The organism is Pseudomonas sp. Root329 (assembly GCF_001424925.1).
Classification (GTDB): Bacteria; Pseudomonadota; Gammaproteobacteria; order Pseudomonadales; family Pseudomonadaceae; genus Aquipseudomonas; species Aquipseudomonas arabinosi.
On sequence record NZ_LMCV01000024.1, the window covers coordinates 1 to 18,252 of the forward strand.

At 60.5% G+C, this 18,252-nt stretch carries 16 protein-coding genes; 6 read left to right on the forward strand and 10 right to left on the reverse strand.

Annotated features, from left to right (window positions below):
- Positions 1 to 125 precede the first annotated feature (125 nt).
- The 5 genes from ASC74_RS19315 to ASC74_RS19335 all read right to left on the reverse strand — a co-directional run bounded on the left by ASC74_RS19315 (position 126) and on the right by ASC74_RS19335 (position 4,191).
- Positions 126 to 569, reverse strand: coding sequence for a hotdog fold thioesterase (locus ASC74_RS19315; protein ID WP_056743253.1), 444 nt, complete (start codon positions 567 to 569; stop codon positions 126 to 128).
- Positions 570 to 601: 32 nt separating this feature from the next.
- On the reverse strand, positions 602 to 2,269 hold the full coding sequence (locus ASC74_RS19320) for an AMP-binding protein (protein ID WP_056743255.1): 1,668 nt from the start codon (positions 2,267 to 2,269) through the stop codon (positions 602 to 604).
- Positions 2,270 to 2,337: 68 nt separating this feature from the next.
- Entirely contained in the window at positions 2,338 to 2,790 is a 453-nt protein-coding gene (sixA, locus tag ASC74_RS19325; RefSeq protein WP_056743257.1) for a phosphohistidine phosphatase SixA, read from the reverse strand.
- A complete protein-coding gene (locus ASC74_RS19330) occupies positions 2,787 to 3,134 on the reverse strand; it encodes a DUF4389 domain-containing protein (protein WP_007957804.1) in 348 nt (115 codons plus the stop codon). The genes sixA and ASC74_RS19330 overlap by 4 nt, the downstream gene beginning before the upstream one ends.
- 31 nt (positions 3,135 to 3,165) lie before the next feature.
- On the reverse strand, positions 3,166 to 4,191 hold the full coding sequence (locus tag ASC74_RS19335; RefSeq protein WP_056743259.1) for an NAD(P)H-dependent glycerol-3-phosphate dehydrogenase: 1,026 nt from the start codon (positions 4,189 to 4,191) through the stop codon (positions 3,166 to 3,168).
- 196 nt (positions 4,192 to 4,387) lie between these two features.
- Between ASC74_RS19335 and ASC74_RS19340 the strand changes: the two genes are divergently transcribed.
- From ASC74_RS19340 to ASC74_RS19365, 6 genes are all read left to right on the forward strand, one after another.
- Positions 4,388 to 6,511, forward strand: a complete 2,124-nt coding sequence (locus ASC74_RS19340; protein WP_056743260.1) for a TonB-dependent receptor plug domain-containing protein — start codon at positions 4,388 to 4,390, stop codon at positions 6,509 to 6,511.
- 1 nt (position 6,512) lies between these two features.
- Positions 6,513 to 7,445, forward strand: a complete 933-nt coding sequence (locus tag ASC74_RS19345) for an ABC transporter substrate-binding protein (protein ID WP_056743261.1) — start codon at positions 6,513 to 6,515, stop codon at positions 7,443 to 7,445.
- Entirely contained in the window at positions 7,442 to 9,343 is a 1,902-nt protein-coding gene (locus ASC74_RS19350; protein ID WP_056743263.1) for an ATP-binding protein, read from the forward strand. Before ASC74_RS19345 ends, ASC74_RS19350 begins: the two co-directional genes overlap by 4 nt.
- A gap of 247 nt (positions 9,344 to 9,590) precedes the next feature.
- The gene (fabA, locus tag ASC74_RS19355) at positions 9,591 to 10,106 is read left to right on the forward strand and encodes a 3-hydroxyacyl-[acyl-carrier-protein] dehydratase FabA (protein ID WP_046046480.1); all 516 of its coding nucleotides are present in this window, start codon (positions 9,591 to 9,593) and stop codon (positions 10,104 to 10,106) included.
- 11 nt (positions 10,107 to 10,117) lie between these two features.
- On the forward strand, positions 10,118 to 11,338 hold the full coding sequence (gene fabB / locus ASC74_RS19360) for a beta-ketoacyl-ACP synthase I (protein ID WP_056743264.1): 1,221 nt from the start codon (positions 10,118 to 10,120) through the stop codon (positions 11,336 to 11,338).
- A 412-nt stretch (positions 11,339 to 11,750) separates the two neighbouring features.
- The gene (locus ASC74_RS19365; protein WP_008148017.1) at positions 11,751 to 11,939 is read left to right on the forward strand and encodes a hypothetical protein; all 189 of its coding nucleotides are present in this window, start codon (positions 11,751 to 11,753) and stop codon (positions 11,937 to 11,939) included.
- Positions 11,940 to 12,009: 70 nt separating this feature from the next.
- On the opposite strand, the gene ASC74_RS19370 is transcribed toward ASC74_RS19365, so the two are convergent.
- From ASC74_RS19370 to cysM, 5 genes are all read right to left on the reverse strand, one after another.
- Positions 12,010 to 12,552, reverse strand: coding sequence for a DUF2058 domain-containing protein (locus tag ASC74_RS19370; protein ID WP_046046482.1), 543 nt, complete (start codon positions 12,550 to 12,552; stop codon positions 12,010 to 12,012).
- A 28-nt stretch (positions 12,553 to 12,580) separates the two neighbouring features.
- Positions 12,581 to 13,414, reverse strand: coding sequence for a nucleoside triphosphate pyrophosphohydrolase (gene mazG, locus ASC74_RS19375; RefSeq protein WP_056743266.1), 834 nt, complete (start codon positions 13,412 to 13,414; stop codon positions 12,581 to 12,583).
- A gap of 5 nt (positions 13,415 to 13,419) precedes the next feature.
- Positions 13,420 to 15,663: a GTP diphosphokinase gene (gene relA / locus ASC74_RS19380; protein ID WP_056743268.1), complete on the reverse strand. Its 2,244-nt coding sequence runs from the start codon at positions 15,661 to 15,663 to the stop codon at positions 13,420 to 13,422.
- Between the two features lie 123 nt (positions 15,664 to 15,786).
- Positions 15,787 to 17,139 carry a 23S rRNA (uracil(1939)-C(5))-methyltransferase RlmD gene (gene rlmD / locus ASC74_RS19385; protein WP_056743270.1) on the reverse strand — a complete coding sequence of 451 codons (1,353 nt, stop codon included), beginning with the start codon at positions 17,137 to 17,139 and terminating at the stop codon, positions 15,787 to 15,789.
- Positions 17,139 to 18,041, reverse strand: a complete 903-nt coding sequence (gene cysM, locus ASC74_RS19390) for a cysteine synthase CysM (protein WP_033056865.1) — start codon at positions 18,039 to 18,041, stop codon at positions 17,139 to 17,141. Before cysM ends, rlmD begins: the two co-directional genes overlap by 1 nt.
- Positions 18,042 to 18,252: the final 211 nt, after the last annotated feature.

The following is an 18,252-nucleotide window of genomic DNA, read 5'->3' on the forward strand; positions in this document are numbered from 1 at the left end:
GGATTGATCAATCGAAGTATGCTTTTTCATGGACTCGCCCTCGCTGTCGTTGGCTGTTTAGACTGCCACCGTGGCGCATTGACGCCTCGGCGTGGGCGAGTCCATTCAATTACAGGGGACCGTGATCAGCGGGCGGGCGGATTCTCACCCAATGGCACCACCGCCATGGTCAACCGCGACACACAACTGGCCTTCCCCTCATCGCTGGTCAAACGGATATCCCAGACATGCGTCGTGCGGCCAATGTGAATCGGCTTGGCCACCGCCGTGACCCGCCCGCTGCGCAAGCCGCGCAAATGGTTGGCGTTGATTTCCAGGCCCACGCAGTAAAACTTGCTGGCGTCGATGCACAGGTAACTGGCCATCGAGCCGACCGTTTCGGCCAGCACCACCGAGGCGCCGCCGTGCAGCAAGCCGTAAGGCTGGTGAGTGCGATGGTCGATGACCATGCTCGCGGTCAGGGACTCGTCGTCGAAGGCTTCGAAGCGAATATCCAGCACTTCGCCGATGGTGTTTTTCTGGATTGCGTTCAACTGTTCAATGTTGGGATGGGTACGCCACAAGCTCATTGCTGACATCCTTTGTTGGTTTTATTCGTGACTCAATCCTGCCACAGCACCGCTTCGCTGCGCTCGCTCCATTCTTCGAAACGGGCGCCGTAAGCCGCTTCAATCACGTTGCGCTTGATCTTCAGAGTCGGCGTCAGGAAGCCGTTTTCCACCGCCCAACTGTCCTTGACCACCACCAATCGACGCAAGCGCTCATGTTTGTCGAGGACGCCGTTGACCTCCTCCAGGAGTTTTTCCAGGCTTGAATGCAGGCCCGCCCTCGCCGTTCCGCTGGCGTCCTGCTGACCGACCGCCGAGAGCACGCACAACCCCAGCGGCGCACTCAGGCCATCGCCCACCACGCAAACCTGTTCGATGCGCGAATGCTCCGCCAGACGATTTTCGATCGGTGCCGGGGCGATGTATTTGCCTTTGCTGGTCTTGAATATTTCCTTCAGGCGCCCGGTCAGGCGCAGGTTGCCTTCGGCATCCTCCTCGCCCTTGTCGCCGGTGCGCAGGAAGCCATCCTCGGTGATGGTTTCGGCGGTTTTCTCAGGTTCCTTGAAATACCCGAGCATGGTCGCGCCGCTGCGCACCATGACCTCGCCCGACTCGGCGATCCGCACCTCGACCTCCGGGCAGGGCTTGCCGATCCAGCCGGGTTTGTTCTGGCCCGGCAGGCCAACGTGCGAATAGCCGCAGCTTTCGGTCATGCCGTAGACCTCCAGCACATCCAGCCCCAGTTTGCGGTACCACAGCAGCAAGGTCTGCGGCACTGGCGCGGCGCCGGACAAGGCGATGCGCAAGGCATCCAGCCCAAGCCCGGCCAGGACTTTGTGGCCGACCCGCTTGCCAATGATTGGCAGACCCAGCAGGAAGTCGAGGCGCTTTGCCGGGATCTTGCTGTACACGCCCATCTGGAATTTGGTCCAGATCCTTGGCACGCCGAACAGCGCGGTTGGACGTGCGCGGCGCAAATCGGTCAGGAAGGTGTCGAGGCTCTCGGCAAAAAACACTGTTTGCCCGGTGTAGATCGACGCCAGTTCGACGAACATCCGCTCGGCGACATGGCACAGCGGCAGGTAGGACAGCAGCCGATCCGACTCATTCAAGTCAAACAGCTGCGTGCCGTGAGTGGTGGCAAACCCCAGATTGGCGAAGCTGTGCATCACGCCTTTGGGCATGCCGGTGGTGCCGGAGGTGTAAATGATGGTCGCCAACTGGTCGGCGGACGGCTTGGGATCGTCCTGGATCGGTGAGCTCTTTTGCAGGTCGGCCCAGCTGAAATCGAACGTGCCGGGTGGATGCAACGGCAGGCTGATCGTCGGCAGATCGGCGCTGACCCCGCGAGACATGCCAGGCCAGTCATCAAGTTTGCCGATGAACGCCAGCGCCGCTTCGGAGTGTTCAAGGACCTGGGCCACGGTCTCGGCGGTGAGGTTCGGGTAGAGCGGCACCGACACGTGGCCGGCCATCCAGATCGCCAGGTCGGCGATGATCCAGTGCGCGCAGTTTTTCGAGATCAGGGCGATGTGGCTGCCTTGGGGCAGTTCGCGTGCGCGCAACCAATGCGCGGCGCAACGCGCCTGATGCCCGACGTCTTCCCAGGTCAGCGTTTCGACCTGGCCGCCGCCCGTGGGCTGGACCAAAAAGCGCTGGCGCGGATGACGGGCCTCACGCTCGTAGAAGACGTCCAGCGGCAAACGAAAAGCAGCAGGCATGCGACTCGCTCCTTTATTTCTGGTCTGGAGCAAGCGTAGTCAACCAAGCAGTTGCTCGGTTGACTATTTTACGGGTGCTTGATGCCGTTGAGCTTCATCGCGCCGGCCAGCGGCAAATCACCTTCAAGTTCTGCAAGGCCGGCGGTGCGGACCGCTTCCGGGTCCTGCACATGGCCGTGCTGAAGGTAACCCAGCAAGTTACCCACCAGCGGGTTATGACTGACCAGCAGCGCGTGATCCACAGACACCAACTGCTCCGCCACCGCTTGCGGGCGGTTGTCGGGGGTCAGCCAGTCGACGGTGCGAATCTCCGGCGCGAAATTCAACGCTGTACGCACAATTTCTGCGGTCTCCTGCGCTCGCAGGTAAGGACTGGCGTAGATCGCGGTCAGCGGCTTGCCGGCCAACTCGGCGGCAGTGCGCAGCACTTCTTCACGACCATGGGCAGTCAGTGCCCGTTCCGAATCAGGACGCTTGCCGTGTGGCTCGGCTTCACCATGACGCAATACCCAGAGTTTCATAGTTTCGGTTCCTCATCTCGAGCCGGATGCGGGGCTGGCGCCACAACGTGCGGCGCTTCACCTTCCGGTGTACGCGGCGTCGGCCAGTCGGCGAACGGCCACGGTTTCTGGTCGCTGTGGAAGCTGCCAAAACGACCGATCTGCGCCAGGAACTGGCTCAGGCTGTCGCCGAAGTTCATCAGGCTGGCGCTCGGGGCGCCATATATCAAACGATAGATCAGTTGAACCAACACCACGGCGCCGAGGATGAATTGCGCCACTTGCCAGACCAGCACGTAGACGATCATCCACAACACGCGCAGCAGGATGGATTCGTACTTGGCTTCTGTTTTCGGATCGTTCATGTCTCGCTCCCTGCCCCTGTCAATTGAGTGCTCAGTTGAAACCGCTGGTGGAAATAAAGTCGACGTCGGTTTTCGGCTCGGCACGCATCAATAGACCGATTACCTGCTCCAGCGTGCGCCCTTCGAACAGGATGGCATGCAGCCCGGCGACCAGCGGCATGTACACGCCCACCTCCTGAGCCTTGGTCTTGAGCACCTTGAGGGTGTTCACGCCTTCGGCGACTTCGCCCAGGCGCGTCACTGCATCTTCCAGGCTCAAGCCCTGGCCGAGGGCGAATCCGACCTGGTAGTTACGGCTTTTCGGCGACGAGCAGGTGACGATCAAATCGCCGACGCCCGCCAAACCGAGGAAGGTCATCGGGTTGGCGCCCTGATTCACCGCAAAGCGGGTCATTTCCGCCAGCGCCCGGGTGATCAGCATGCTCTTGGTGTTTTCACCCATGCCCAACGCCACCGCCATGCCGGCGATGATTGCGTAGACGTTTTTCAGCGCGCCGCCCAACTCCACACCGAAGCGGTCGGCGCTGGCGTACACGCGAAAGGTCCGGCCGTGCAACGCCTCCTGGACCCGCTGGCAGAGTTCTTCGTCTTCGCTGGCGACCACTGTGGCGGTCAGCGCGTGTTCGGCGATTTCGCGGGCCAGGTTCGGCCCGGACAGCACGCCGATGCGCGCTTGCGGGGCGATCTCTTCGAGGATTTCGCTCATCAGCTTGAAAGTGTGGGCTTCGATGCCTTTGGTCAGGCTCACCAGCAACTTGCCGCTCAAACGTTCGGCGTGCGGCATCAATACCGAACGCAGCGCGCTGGACGGCAGAGCGACGAAACACAGGTCGCAGGCTTGCAGAGTGGCCAGCAGGTCGGTGACCGCTTCCACGGCCGGCAGAATCTTGATGCCTTTGAGGTAACGCGGATTCTCGCGATTGACCCGAATGGCCTCGGCCTGCTCGGGGTCACGCATCCACAGCCGGACCTGATGCCCGTTCTCGGCCAGCAGATTAGCCACGGCGGTACCAAAACTTCCGCCTCCCAGGACCGCAATTGGGCGCTGTTCAGTCATATGCAATCCGTTAATCCATACCAGTGGCGATGACGGCATTATACGGAGCGGCCCATTGGCGGCCAGCCCCCGCATCAATTACCGACACTTGTAGGAAGAAGACCAAGAAAACCGAGGAAAATGCCCACAACGTGACTGGAAAAGTCATTGCGCTCGGTTAACATGCGCGCCAATTGTTCGCTATCAAGGATGTGTTGTGTCGTTTGGCTCTCCATCACCTCGCTCGCCGCTGGTACTGGCGCTGATTTTCAGTTCGCCATTGCTTGCCGACGACTTGTTCCTCGACAGCGAGCCGCTGCCGCAAGTATTGACCGCGACGCGACTCAAGCAGTCGCCGGCCGCGGTACCGGGGAGCATGACGGTGATCGACAGCGAACTGATCAACGCCAGTGGCGCCCGGGACATCAGTGAGTTGCTGCGACTGGTGCCGGGAATGATGGTCGGCAACATCAACGGCAACCAGGCGGCAGTGAACTATCACGGCACCAATGCGACCGAAGCGCGACGCCTGCAAGTGTTGATCGACGGCCGTTCGGTGTACCGCGCAGGCCTGGCCACGGTGGACTGGAGTGACATTCCGGTGGCCCTGGAGGACATCGAACGCATCGAGGTTTTTCGCGGTCCGAACACCGTCAGCTATGGCGCCAATGCGCTGATGGCGGTGGTCAACATCATCACGCGCAACCCGGCCGACAGCCACGGCACGCGGATGAAAGTCACCCGTGGGCAGCGCGGCATCGACGACTTTTACGCCAGCCAGGGCGTGGGCTGGGACGGCGGCGACTTGCGCCTGTCACTGTCCGGCCAACAAGACGACGGCTTCGACTCGGACCGTAACGGCGCCGACTACCGCGACAGCCGCCGCTTGAACCGCTTCAACCTCGCGGTCAACCAGACGCTCACTGAAAACCAGAGCATCGACTGGCAATTGAATGCCAAGGACGGGAGCAACCAGCGGCCGTATACCTACCGCCCGGTCTTCTCGGGGATTACCGATGCTGGGAACAATTCCGACGTCATCGCCAAGGACTACGCCGGCTCGGTGCGCTGGAACCTCGACATCAATCCCGATCACAGCCTTTACATCCAGGGCTCGGCGCAACACTGGGATCGTCAGCAGACCTGGCGGGCCTGCGATGCCGAGGTCTCGTTCAGCCCGCAATTGACCGAACTCTGGCAGCTCAACCCGAATTACACCGAACGCCTGGCACGCAACATGGAACGCTACACCGGCCCCGGCGCACCCGCAGGTGATCCGACCCAGCGCGCACTGGCCAATCAAGTGCTGGATCAATGGCGAAACGGCGCCCGGCAAACCCTCTGTGGCGATATTGACCAGAGCACCCGGGAATCGCGCTACGACCTTGAGTTGCAGGACACCCTCAGCCTGTCCGACAGTCTGCGACTGGTCAGCGGCATGAACTATCGTTACGACCGGGCAGATTCCGAGACCTACTTCAATGGCACCCTCGACGACACCACCTGGCGGGCGTTCGGCCAACTCGAGTGGCGAGCCACCGAGCATTGGTTGCTGCAAGGCGGCGCAATGTTCGAAGACACGCAATTGATCGGCAGTTCGCTCACCCCGCGGGTGGCGGTCAACTACCTGATCAACCCGCGCCATGGCCTGCGGGCGGTGTATTCGGAAGCCGTCCGCTCACCGGACATGTTCGAGAACAACGTCAACTGGAGCTATCAGGTAAAGAACTTGCGGCCCAGCGCCTACGGCCAGTCCAGTGCCCGTTATTTCGTCAAGACCCGTGGCCCCGGCGACCTCGAACAGGAACACATGCGTTCCCGGGAGCTGGGCTACAACGGCTACTTTGCCGAAGTCGGGCTGGCAGTCGATGTGAAGCTGTTCTACGACGAAATCACCGAGATGATCAGCGAACCGCTGCGCAACAATCAGTACATCGCCAGCAACTCAAACAGCTCGCGTTTCTCCGGGGCAGAAACCCAGTTCGACTGGCGAATCAGCAGCGCCGATCGCCTGCGCCTCACCTATGCCTACGTCGATGCAGAGGCGAGCAACCCGTTGGATGCCCAACAGACCGCTCGAAACAGCGGTTCCGCCGGTTGGCTGCGCAACTGGGGCCATGGCTGGAACAGCGCGCTCTTCTACTATGGTGACGATGCCCTGAACGGCTACCGCTTCGAACGGGTCGACACGCGCATCGCCAAACGCATCGGCCTGGGCAAGGCCAGCCTGGAACTGGCCGGAGTCCTCCAGCAACGCCTCGACAACCAGCCCACGACCTTCGTCGACAACAACTACGACGAGCGCCGGGTGCTTTACTTCAGCGCGGAGCTGGCGTTCTAAGATGCTGTATCGCCCGTCACGCAAGACGCCAATCCTTGGCCGCCTGCTGGCCGGGTTGTGCCTGGTGTTTGCCGGACTGCTGAGCAGCCTGGAGGCCAGCGCCGCGGACATTTTGCTGACCGGCGCCGAGGACAGCCCGGGCATGCAATCCTTCACTCAGGCCCTGAGCGCGTTGCGGCCTGCCGATAACGTGCACTTCCAGCCGCTGGCCAGTCTGCCGGCGCCAGGCAAACTGCCCGCCGGCACCCGTTTGATTCTGCTCGACCTGCCGAGCCTCGACTGGCGCCTGCAAGACGCCCAGGGCCCGGCGACGCTGGTGCTGCGCATCAGCCGCCTGCAAGCCCGTCAGCATCTGGGAGCCACCCTGCCCTCCCACCTCAGCCTGCTCTGGAGCGATCCGCCCCTGGACCGACAATTGCGCCTGACCCGATTGCTGCTGCCTCAGGCCAACCGGGTCGGCGTGCTCTTCGACAGCCACAGCGAATTTCTCTTGAAAGAACTGCATCAGGCCGCCCACGCCCTGGGCCTTGAAGTGGTCACCGAGCGCTGGGATAACACCAACGACAGCCGGCCGTTGCAGGCGTTGCTGAAGAACAGCGACGTGTTGCTGGGCCTCGACGACCCCGATCTGTACAACCCGAAAACCGCGAAAAACCTGTTGCTCAGCAGCTATGCACGGCAATTGGCGCTGATCGGCCCTAACGCCGGGTTCGTCAGGGCCGGGAGCCTGGCCAGCACCTACAGCGATCAGAGCGATTGGCTGGCGATACTCGACGAACTGCTCGACCGGCCACCGGCCACGTGGCCACGCACGCACTACCCGCAACGCTTCAAAGTCTTAAGTAACCCGCAAGTGGCTCGTTCATTAGGGATTGAACAGATGAACGAAGCGTCTGTCGCAACACAGTTGGCCGAAGGAGAAAACCGCCCATGACCTTCCGTCGCCGTTGGGACATCAACACCCGCACACAAATTATCAGCCTCGGCCCTGCCCTGTTGCTGACGTTGCTGTTGATCAGCTTCTTCACCTTCGTGCGGATCCAGGACCTGCGTCAGGAGCTCAACCACACCGGGCAATTGATCGCCAACCAACTGGCACCGGCCACCGAATACGGAGTGATCTCGGGCAACAACGAGGTGCTCGACAGTTTGCTCAAAGCCACCCTGGCCACGCCCAATGTGCGCTTTCTGGAAGTCCAGGACAGTGCCAACCGGATTCTGGTGTACGTCGAGCAACCGTCGGAAACCCACAACCGCTCGCACCAGGTCGAAGTGTTCCAGGCCCCGGTGCGGCTGCAACGCATCCCGCTGCACAATGATTTCCTGCAAGGCAGCCGCGTCGCCAACACGGCGCCCTCCGAGGATTATCTGGGTCGGGTAATCGTCGGCCTGTCCAATGACGCCTTCAGCCAGCGTCAGCAGGAAATCCTGTTCAAGGCCGGGATCCTGGCGCTGTTTGCCCTGCTGTTTACTTTTCTGCTCGCCCGGCGACTGGCCGGCAGCCTGTCGCAACCGATCCGCGACATCGGCAACGCGGTCAAGGCGATTCAGGACGGCGACTACAAAACGCCGCTGCCGATCGTCGACGACACTGAACTGGGCGCGCTGTCGCAACACATCAACAACCTCGCCAACGGGCTCGAACAAGCCAGTCGCGAACAGCATCAAGCAATGGCGCAGTTGATTCAGACTCGCGAGGAAGCGGAAAAGGCCAACAACGCCAAATCCGATTTCCTCGCGATGATGAGCCACGAACTGCGCACGCCGATGAATGGCGTGCTGGGCATGCTGCAACTGCTGGAAACCACTGATATGACCGAGGAGCAGGTCGAATACGCGGCGCTCGCCTCGGAGTCCACCGAACACCTGCTCAAAGTCATCAACGACATTCTCGATTTCTCGCGCATCGAGCGTTCGGAACTGGAGCTGGAGCACATTCCGTTCAACCTCGCGGACCTGATCGGCAGTTGCGCCCAGTCGTTCTCGCACAGCGCCGTGCAACGCGGGCTCGACCTGGCGCTGTCGATTCCGGACGACATGCGCGCGTTGCAGGTGCAGGGCGACCCGACGCGGATCCGGCAGATCCTGGTCAACCTGATCGGCAATGCGCTGAAATTCACCGAACAGGGCCGCGTCAGCATCGAACCGCAATGGCAGTCGCTGGATCACGAACTGCTGTGGTTCACCTGCACCGTGCGCGACAGCGGAATTGGTATCTCGGCTGAAAGCCTGGAATTGATGTTCAACGCCTTCCAGCAGGCCGACAGTTCTATTTCGAGGCGATACGGTGGCACCGGGTTGGGCCTGCCGATTGCTCGCACGCTGGCTGAACGCATGGGCGGCACGTTGCGCGCCCAGAGCGAGGAAGGTCGCGGCTCGGTGTTCACCCTGGAAATCCCGCTGGCGCTCTATAAACAGACGCTGCCCGTGTTGGCGCCGCGCGCGCAGACCCGCACCGGTGATGGCGAAGGGCGCAACGTATTGCTGGTGGAAGACAATCCGGTCAATCAGACGGTCATCGAAGCAATGTTGCGCAGTCTGGGCTTTACTGTCAGCGTCGTCACCGATGGCGCCCAGGCAGTACGCAGTGCCGAGAGTCTGATTTTCGAAGCGATTCTGATGGACTGCCGGCTGCCAATCATCGACGGCTACGAGGCCACCCGACAGATTCGCCAATTACCCGGCTGCACAGACTTGCCGATCATCGCGCTGACCGCCAACGCCTTGCAGGGTGACCGCGAAGCTTGTTTATCGGCGGGAATGAACGATTACCTGGCCAAGCCCTTCAAACGCACAGATTTGCAGCAAATTCTGCAGCGCTGGGTGCAGTAGTGCAGGCCTTTCGGCTATCTGCGACTGGCGTGAAAGGCGAAAGTGCGGCAGTCTTAGGCACCCGAACAGGCCCGAAAAGGGGCTTGAATAATAATTTCAGTGCACAAGTGTACATTCATGTCCTTGGTGCTGTGACTTTCACCACAACGCAATAGTCTATGAGTAGGCTGCTGACTCGAGGCATGAACGCTTCGATCGGCCGGGAAGATTTGCCCCACCTGCCGCATGGGACTATTGAGGAGCTCGCATGACCAAACAAAACGCCTTTACTCGGGAAGACCTGCTGCGCTGCAGTCGCGGTGAGCTGTTCGGCCAAGGTAACGCGCAACTGCCCGCCCCCAACATGCTGATGGTGGATCGCATCACCCATATCAGCGAAGAGGGCGGCAAGTACGGCAAAGGTGAATTGGTCGCCGAGCTGGATATCACTCCGGACCTGTGGTTCTTCGCCTGCCACTTCGAAGGTGATCCGGTGATGCCAGGCTGCCTGGGCCTCGACGCCATGTGGCAACTGGTCGGTTTCTTCCTCGGCTGGCAAGGTCTGCCGGGCCGCGGTCGCGCCCTGGGTTCGGGCGAAGTGAAATTCTTTGGTCAGGTTCTGCCGACCGCCAAGAAAGTAACCTATAACATTCAGATCAAGCGCGTACTGAAAGGCAAGCTGAACCTGGCCATCGCCGATGGTTCGGTCAGCGTCGACGGCCGCGAGATCTACACCGCCGAAGGCCTTCGGGTCGGCGTTTTCACCTCCACTGACAACTTCTAAGGGTTATCCGCATGCGCCGCGTCGTTATCACTGGTCTGGGCATCGTTTCGTGCCTGGGCAATGACAAAGAGACCGTCTCCGCTAACCTGCGTGCAAGCCGCCCTGGCATCCGGTTCAACCCGGAATATGCCGAAATGGGTCTGCGTAGCCAGGTTTCCGGCTCCATTGACCTTCCCCTCGAAGAGATGATCGATCGCAAGATCTTTCGCTTCGTCGGCCACGCGGCGGCTTACGCCTACCTGGCCATGAAAGACGCCATCGCCGACTCCGGTCTGACCGATGAGCAAGTCTCCAACCCGCGTACCGGCCTGATCGCCGGTTCCGGTGGCGCCTCCACGCTGAACCAGATGGAAGCGCTGGACATCCTGCGCGAGAAAGGCGTCAAGCGCGTCGGCCCATACCGCGTCACGCGGACCATGAGCAGCACCGTTTCCGCTTGCCTGGCCACACCGTTCAAGATCAAGGGCCTGAACTACTCCATCGCTTCTGCCTGTGCCACCAGTGCTCACTGCATCGGTACCGCCATGGAACAGATCCAGATGGGCAAGCAGGACATCGTGTTCGCCGGCGGCGGTGAAGAAGAACACTGGAGCCAATCGTTCCTGTTCGACGCCATGGGCGCACTGTCCAGCCAGTACAACGAAACCCCGGAAAAAGCTTCCCGTGCCTACGACGCCAAGCGTGACGGTTTCGTCATCGCCGGCGGTGGCGGCATGGTCGTGGTCGAAGAGCTGGAACACGCTCTGGCCCGCGGCGCGAAGATCTACGCGGAAATCGTTGGCTACGGCGCGACCTCCGACGGCTACGACATGGTCGCCCCAAGCGGCGAAGGCGCCATCCGCTGCATGCAGATGGCCATGTCCACCGTTGACGCTCCGATCGACTACCTGAACACCCACGGCACCTCGACTCCGGTCGGCGACGTCATGGAAATGAAAGGTGTGCGTGAACTCTTCGGTGACAAGGCTCCGGCCATCAGCTCTACCAAGAGCCTGTCGGGTCACTCCCTGGGCGCCGCCGGCGTTCACGAAGCGATCTACTGCATGCTGATGATGGAAGGCAACTTCATGGCGGGTTCCGCCAACATCGACGAACTGGACCCGGAAGTGGCTGACATGCCGATCCTGACCAAGACTCGCGAAAACGCCACCATCAACACGGTGATGAGCAACAGCTTCGGTTTCGGTGGCACCAACGCCACGTTGGTACTGAAGCGCTGGGCAGGTAAGTAATACCCCGCCTACGCCGCACATAAAAACGCCCCGACTGGTTCGGGGCGTTTTTTTTTCGCCAGGAAAACGCAAAAACCTGTGGGAGTGAGCTTGCTCGCGATGGCGGTATATCAGACAACAATGATGTCGACTGACACTCCCTCATCGTCGGAACGCCGCCCGGAGCAAGCTCGCTCCCACAGGGGATTTTGGTCAGGTTCAAGCTGCGGTTTTCGTCGTCGCGAACATGAAGCTTTTGTCATGAAACTCAACGCCCTGCGACCGAATGTCGCGTGTTTAGCGGGCTGCAGGACTTTTACCAAACTCGCAAAAGTTCGTTACCAAACTCAGTCGTTTACTTAGCAGGCTAACCAAACATATAACGGAGCCCTGCACACGCCTTGCTGCAGATAACAGAGATTGGAGCTAGCAGATGACTGTAAAAGTAACTGAACGCGACGATTCACATAAGTCCCACGAAGGCGTAGCCGCCGGTATCCGGATCTGGGACGTGCACCAACAAGACATGCTGGTGGGGATGTTCCACTCCGAAACCGATGCCCACAGCTACAAGGCCGAACTGGAAAAACTGGAGCAGCAACGAGCGCTCCAATCCGCATAAGCAATGACAGCATTGAAAACGACAAACCCCGCCATGAGCGGGGTTTGTCGTTGTTGCAGCCTTTAACGGCTTACCACATCAGATCGTCGGGGATCTGATAGGCGGCGTACGGATCGTCTTCGACAGCGACTTCTTCGGTCTTCACGTTCATCTGCACGATACGCTGTGGATCGCGCTCCTGGATCTTCAGGGCCGCTTCACGCGGAATGACTTCGTAGCCCCCGGCGTGATGCACGATGGCCAGCGAACCGCTGCTGAGCTTGTTGCGCATCAGCGTGTTGACGCAGATGCGCTTGACCTTCTTGTCGTCGACGAAGTTGTAGTAGTCCTCGGTCGTCAGCTTCGGCAGACGCGAGACTTCGATCAACTGTTTGACCTGAGCAGCACGAGCCTTGGCCTCGACCTTCTCCTGTTGCTGACGGTTCAGCTCCTGATCGCGCTTGACCTTCTCGGCCATGGCTTCCTGAGCCGCCCGCTGCTGCGAGTCATCAAGTTCGATCTGACCTTTGTGGGCCAGACGCTGCTGTTTCTGCTTCTCTTTGCCGACCTGTTTGGCCTGCTTCTGGTTGACCAGCCCTGCTTTGAGCAACTGGTCGCGAAGGGAAATGCTCATGGTGCTTATTACTCACTTAGGCAACTGCTCAACCGCAGCTGGGCAAATTCTTTTCCTGACGTTTGGCTTCGCCCCACAAGGCGTCCAACTCTTCGAGGGTGCAATCTTCTATGGGACGGTGGGTGTCGCGCAATGCCTGTTCGATAAAACGGAAGCGTCTTTCGAACTTGCTGTTGGCGCCACGCAGTGCAGTTTCGGGATCGACCTTGAGATGACGCGCCAGATTGACCACGGAAAACAACAGATCACCGACTTCATCGGCAATCGCTACCGAGTCATTGTCGGCCATGGCCTCGAGCACTTCATCGAGCTCTTCGCGCACTTTGTCGAGCACCGGCAAGGCGTCAGGCCAGTCGAAACCGACCTGCCCTGCCCGCTTCTGCAATTTTGCCGAGCGGGACAACGCCGGCAGTGCGGCGGGTACGTCGTCGAGCAAGGACAGCTGTTCGGGCGCCGAAGATTTCTCCGCCCGTTCTTCAGCCTTGATCTCTTCCCAGCGCTGCTTGACCTGCTCTTCACTCAGACGTGGAACATCCAGAGGCGCATACAGATCACCGGTAGGAAACACGTGAGGATGACGGCGGATCAGCTTGCGAGTGATGCTGTCGATGACACCGGCGAATTCGAAGCGCCCCTCTTCCCGGGCCAACTGGCTGTAATAAACCACCTGGAACAGTAAATCCCCCAACTCACCCTGCAAGTGATCGAAGTCACCGCGCTCGATGGCGTCGGCGACTTCATAGGCTTCCTCAAGGGTGTGCGGGACGATGGTTTCGTAGGTTTGCTTGATGTCCCACGGGCAGCCGAACTGCGGGTCGCGCAGACGGCTCATCAGGTGCAGCAAGTCTTCAAGGCTGTACATCGGTTTCACGGCGTCCGGTTACGGCGGGTTTCGATGATGTTAGGCAACTGGGAAATCCGCCCCAGCAACCGCCCCAGTGCATCCAGCCCCGGAATCTCGATGGTCAGGGACATCAACGCGGTGTTGTCCTCTTTGTTCGAGCGGGTGTTGACCGCCAGCACGTTGATCCGCTCGTTGAGCAGCACTTGCGAAACGTCACGCAGCAGACCGGAACGGTCGTAGGCGCGGATGATGATGTCCACCGGATAGGTGAGCACCGGCACCGGGCCCCAGCTGACCTGGATGATCCGCTCGGGCTCGCGCCCGCCCAGTTGCAGCACCGAGGCGCAGTCCTGACGGTGAATACTCACGCCGCGGCCCACGGTGATGTAACCGACGATCGCATCCCCCGGCAGCGGCTGGCAGCACCCGGCCATCTGGGTCATGAGGTTGCCGACGCCCTGGATCTGGATATCGCCGCGCTTGCCCGGTTTGTAACCGGTGGCCTTGCGTGGAATCAGTTCCAGCTGTTCGTTGCCGCGCTCCGGTTCGACCAGTTGCTGCGCCAGATTCACCAGTTGTGCCAGACGCAAATCGCCTGCGCCCAACGCGGCGAACATGTCCTCGGCGGTTTTCATGTTGGCCTTCTCGGCCAGCTTGTCGAAATCTACTGCTGGCAGACCGAGGCGATTGAGTTCGCGCTCCAGCAAGGTTTTACCGGCGGCGACGTTCTGATCGCGCGCCTGCAATTTGAACCAGTGAACGATCTTCGCCCGTGCCCGCGAGGTGGTGATGTAACCCAGGTTCGAGTTCAGCCAGTCGCGGCTCGGGGTGCCGTGCTTGCTGGTGATGATCTCGACCTGTTCACCGGTTTGCAGGCTGTAGTTGAGCGGAACGATGCGCCCGTTGATCTTCGCGCCACGGCAGTTGTGACCGATTTCGGTGTGCACGCGGTAGGCGAAGTCCAGCGGCGTCGAGCCTTTCGGCAAGTCGATGGCGTGACCGTCCGGGGTGAAGATGTAGACCCGGTCCGGCTCGATATCGACCCGCAGCTGATCCGCCAGGCCACCGATGTCACCCAGTTCTTCATGCCACTCGAGGACCTGACGCAGCCAGGAAATTTTCTCTTCGTAGTGGTTGGAACCGGATTTGACGTCGGTGCCCTTGTAGCGCCAGTGCGCGCAAACGCCCAGCTCGGCTTCTTCGTGCATGGCGTGGGTGCGGATCTGCACTTCCAGCACCTTGCCCTCGGGGCCGATCACTGCGGTGTGCAGCGAGCGGTAGCCGTTCTCTTTCGGGTTGGCGATGTAATCGTCGAATTCTTTCGGGATGTGCCGCCACAGGGTGTGGACGATACCGAGCGCGGTGTAGCAGTCGCGCATTTCCGGCACCAGCACGCGAACCGCGCGCACGTCGTAGATCTGGCTGAACTCCAGACCCTTGCGCTGCATTTTGCGCCAGATCGAATAGATGTGTTTGGCCCGGCCGCTGATGTCGGCATCGACGCCGGTCGCGGTCAGCTCATTCTTCAGTTGGCTCATCACGTCAGCGATAAAGCGCTCGCGATCCAGACGTCGCTCATGCAGCAACTTGGCGATCTGCTTGTACTGATCGGGCTCAAGGTAACGGAAGGACAAGTCCTCCAGTTCCCATTTGATGTGACCGATACCGAGACGGTGAGCCAAAGGCGCGTAGATGTCGAAGACTTCACGGGCGACGCGGTTGCGTTTTTCGTCATCGGCGGTTTTCACCGCACGGATCGCGCAGGTGCGTTCGGCCAGTTTGATCAGCGCAACGCGAACGTCGTCGACCATGGCGACCAGCATCTTGCGCAGGTTCTCGACCTGGCCCTGCGTGCCCAGCACCAGGGATTGACGGGGGCTGAGGCTGGCGCTGATCGCCGCCATGCGCAACACGCCGTCGATGAGTTTGGCGACCACCGGACCGAAGCGCTGGCTGATCGCCGGCAATTCAATCTGGCCTTCGCGCACGCCGCGATACAGGATCGCGGCAACCAACGAATCCTGATCGAGTTTGAGGTCGGCGAGAATCTCGGCGATCTCAAGGCCCGTGCGGAAACTCGAGGTCCCTTCGGACCACAGGTTTTTCGCCGCATTGGCTTGTTGTTCAGACGTACGAGCAAACTCGCACGCTTCCTTCAAGGCTTCGCGATCCAGTGCCGGATCGACACTGACCGCGTGATCGAGCCAAGCCTCGAGATTGATACTGCCGTCGGTGTTGATCGGCTGGTGTGCTCTCACCTGTACCATCTTGCTTACCTTCCCTACGACGCAGATTCAATGCGTCAAATCGCTGACCTTCGTTGCCCGTGCGCCCACATCAGGGCCGGTACGCGGCTGCACGGGCGGGCCAGTCGGACCAGACGAGCCGTCCTAGCTCGCTTCAAATAACGCCATGGCCTCGACATGTGCCGTCTGAGGAAACATATCGAGAATCCCGGCACGTTTTAACCGGTAGCCCTGCTTGATCAATTCGACCGTATCGCGCGCCAGCGTTGCCGGATTGCACGACACATACACCAACCGTTTGGCGCCCAGGGACGCAAGCTTGCGCACTGCCTCGAAAGCACCGTCACGCGGTGGGTCCAAGAGTACCGCACAAAAGCCTTCGCGCGCCCATTCGGCATCGGCCAAAGGCTGGGATAAATCGGCCTGAAAAAACTTCGCATTATGAAGATTGTTGCTAGCAGCGTTTGCTGCTGCCCGCTCGACCATCGCCTGCACACCTTCCACCGCCACCACTTCGCGAACGACCTTGGCCAGCGGCAAGGCAAAGTTACCCAAACCACAGAATAGATCGAGAACGCGTTCATCCGCCGTCGGCTTCAGCCACTCCAGCGCTTGGGCGATCATCGCTTCGTTGACCCCGGCGTTGACCTGGATGAAATCTCCCGGTCGGTACGCCAGGTTCAAATCCCACTGCTCAAGCCGATAACCCAGCGACTGATCAGCCTCGACCGGTTGCGGTTCGCCGTCACCGTGCAGCCACAATTGGGCTTCATGGAAGGCGCAGAAATCCTTGAGGATCGTCATGTCGGCGTCGGACAGCGGCGCCATGTGCCGCAACAACACCGCCAATGACGAACCGCTGAACAATTCCACATGCCCCAGCGCCTGAGGTTTGCTCAAGCGCCGCAACATCTCCGGCAAGCGGGTCATGATCGGTTGCAAGGGTTGTACCAGCACCATGCATTCGTTGATCGCAACGATGTCCTGACTGCCGGCGGCGCGGAAACCGACTTCGAGCTTTTTCGCCTTCATGTCCCAGCGCACCGCCACTCGGGCGCGACGCCGGTAACCGAATTCCGGACCGCTCAACGGCGCGGCCCATTCTTCGGGTTCGACACCGGCAACCTTCGACAACTGCTCGGCGAGCATGCGCTGTTTCAGGGCGAGTTGTTCGTTGTGCGGCAGATGTTGCACGCTGCAACCCCCACAGCGACCGGCATGCGGACACGGTGCCGGGCGGCGCAGTTCGCTGGCCTGGAACACCCGTTCGGTGCGCGCCTCGACCACTTTGCCGTGGGCGCCCAACACACGTGCTTCTACTTCTTCACCGGCCAATGCGCCGATGACGAACCAGGTGCGACCTTCAAAAAACGCGATACCGCGACCGTCATTAGCCAGGCGCTCGATACTCAAGCGCTGCTTTTTGCCGGTCGGAATTTGCGGGGCCTTGCTGCCGCCGGTGGGCTGGAAGCGCAGGCCTCTCTCTTGCTTGGCCATCAGTTAGGCGCGTCGAAAATGCCGGTCGACAAGTAACGGTCGCCACGGTCGCAGATGATCGCGACGATTACCGCGTTTTCAACTTCTTTGGACAGACGCAGCATCGCTGCCACCGCACCGCCCGAAGACACGCCGCAGAAGATGCCTTCTTCGCGGGCCAGACGACGGGTCACGTCTTCGGCTTCGCTTTGCGCCATGTCGACGATCCGGTCCACGCGCTCGGCCTGGTAGATCTTCGGCAGGTATTCCTGCGGCCAGCGACGGATGCCCGGAATCGCCGAGCCTTCCATCGGTTGCAGACCGATGATCTGCACGTTCTCGTTCTGCTCTTTCAAGTAGCGCGAGACGCCCATGATGGTACCGGTGGTGCCCATGGAGCTGACGAAATGGGTGATGGTGCCTTCGGTCTGACGCCAGATTTCCGGGCCGGTGGTGGTGTAGTGCGCTTCCGGGTTGTCCCCGTTGGCGAACTGATCCAGCACCTTGCCGCGGCCTTCGGCTTCCATTCGCTGAGCGAGGTCGCGGGCGCCTTCCATGCCCTCTTCCTGGGTGACCAGAATCAGCTCGGCGCCATACGCCGTCATGGCGGCTTTACGTTCGGCGCTGGAGTTGTCCGGCATGATCAGGATCATCTTGTAACCCTTGATCGCGGCGGCCATCGCCAGAGCGATCCCGGTATTACCCGAGGTCGCTTCGATCAGCGTATCGCCGACGTGGATCTGCCCGCGCAATTCAGCGCGGGTGATCATCGACAGCGCCGGACGGTCCTTGACCGAACCCGCCGGGTTATTCCCTTCGAGCTTGAGCAAAAGGGTATTGCTGGTGGCGCCAGGCAGGCGCTGCAAACGGACCAGCGGAGTGTTGCCGACGCAATCGGCGATGGTTGGGTACTGCAAGGTCATGGCGTATTCGCAATCCAGACTGCGGGGGCGCCTATCATACCGGCAAACCTTCGCAGGCCATATCACGCAAAGTACGGTGCTTATGGTTTATCGGAATAAGGGGCTGGATCAGTACTCTTCGCCTTGCGCGACATTCAATGCATAGAACTCATGCAACTTGGCCTGCAACAACTGTTTGTCCGGTAGCTGCACCTGGTATTCAGCGATCAGC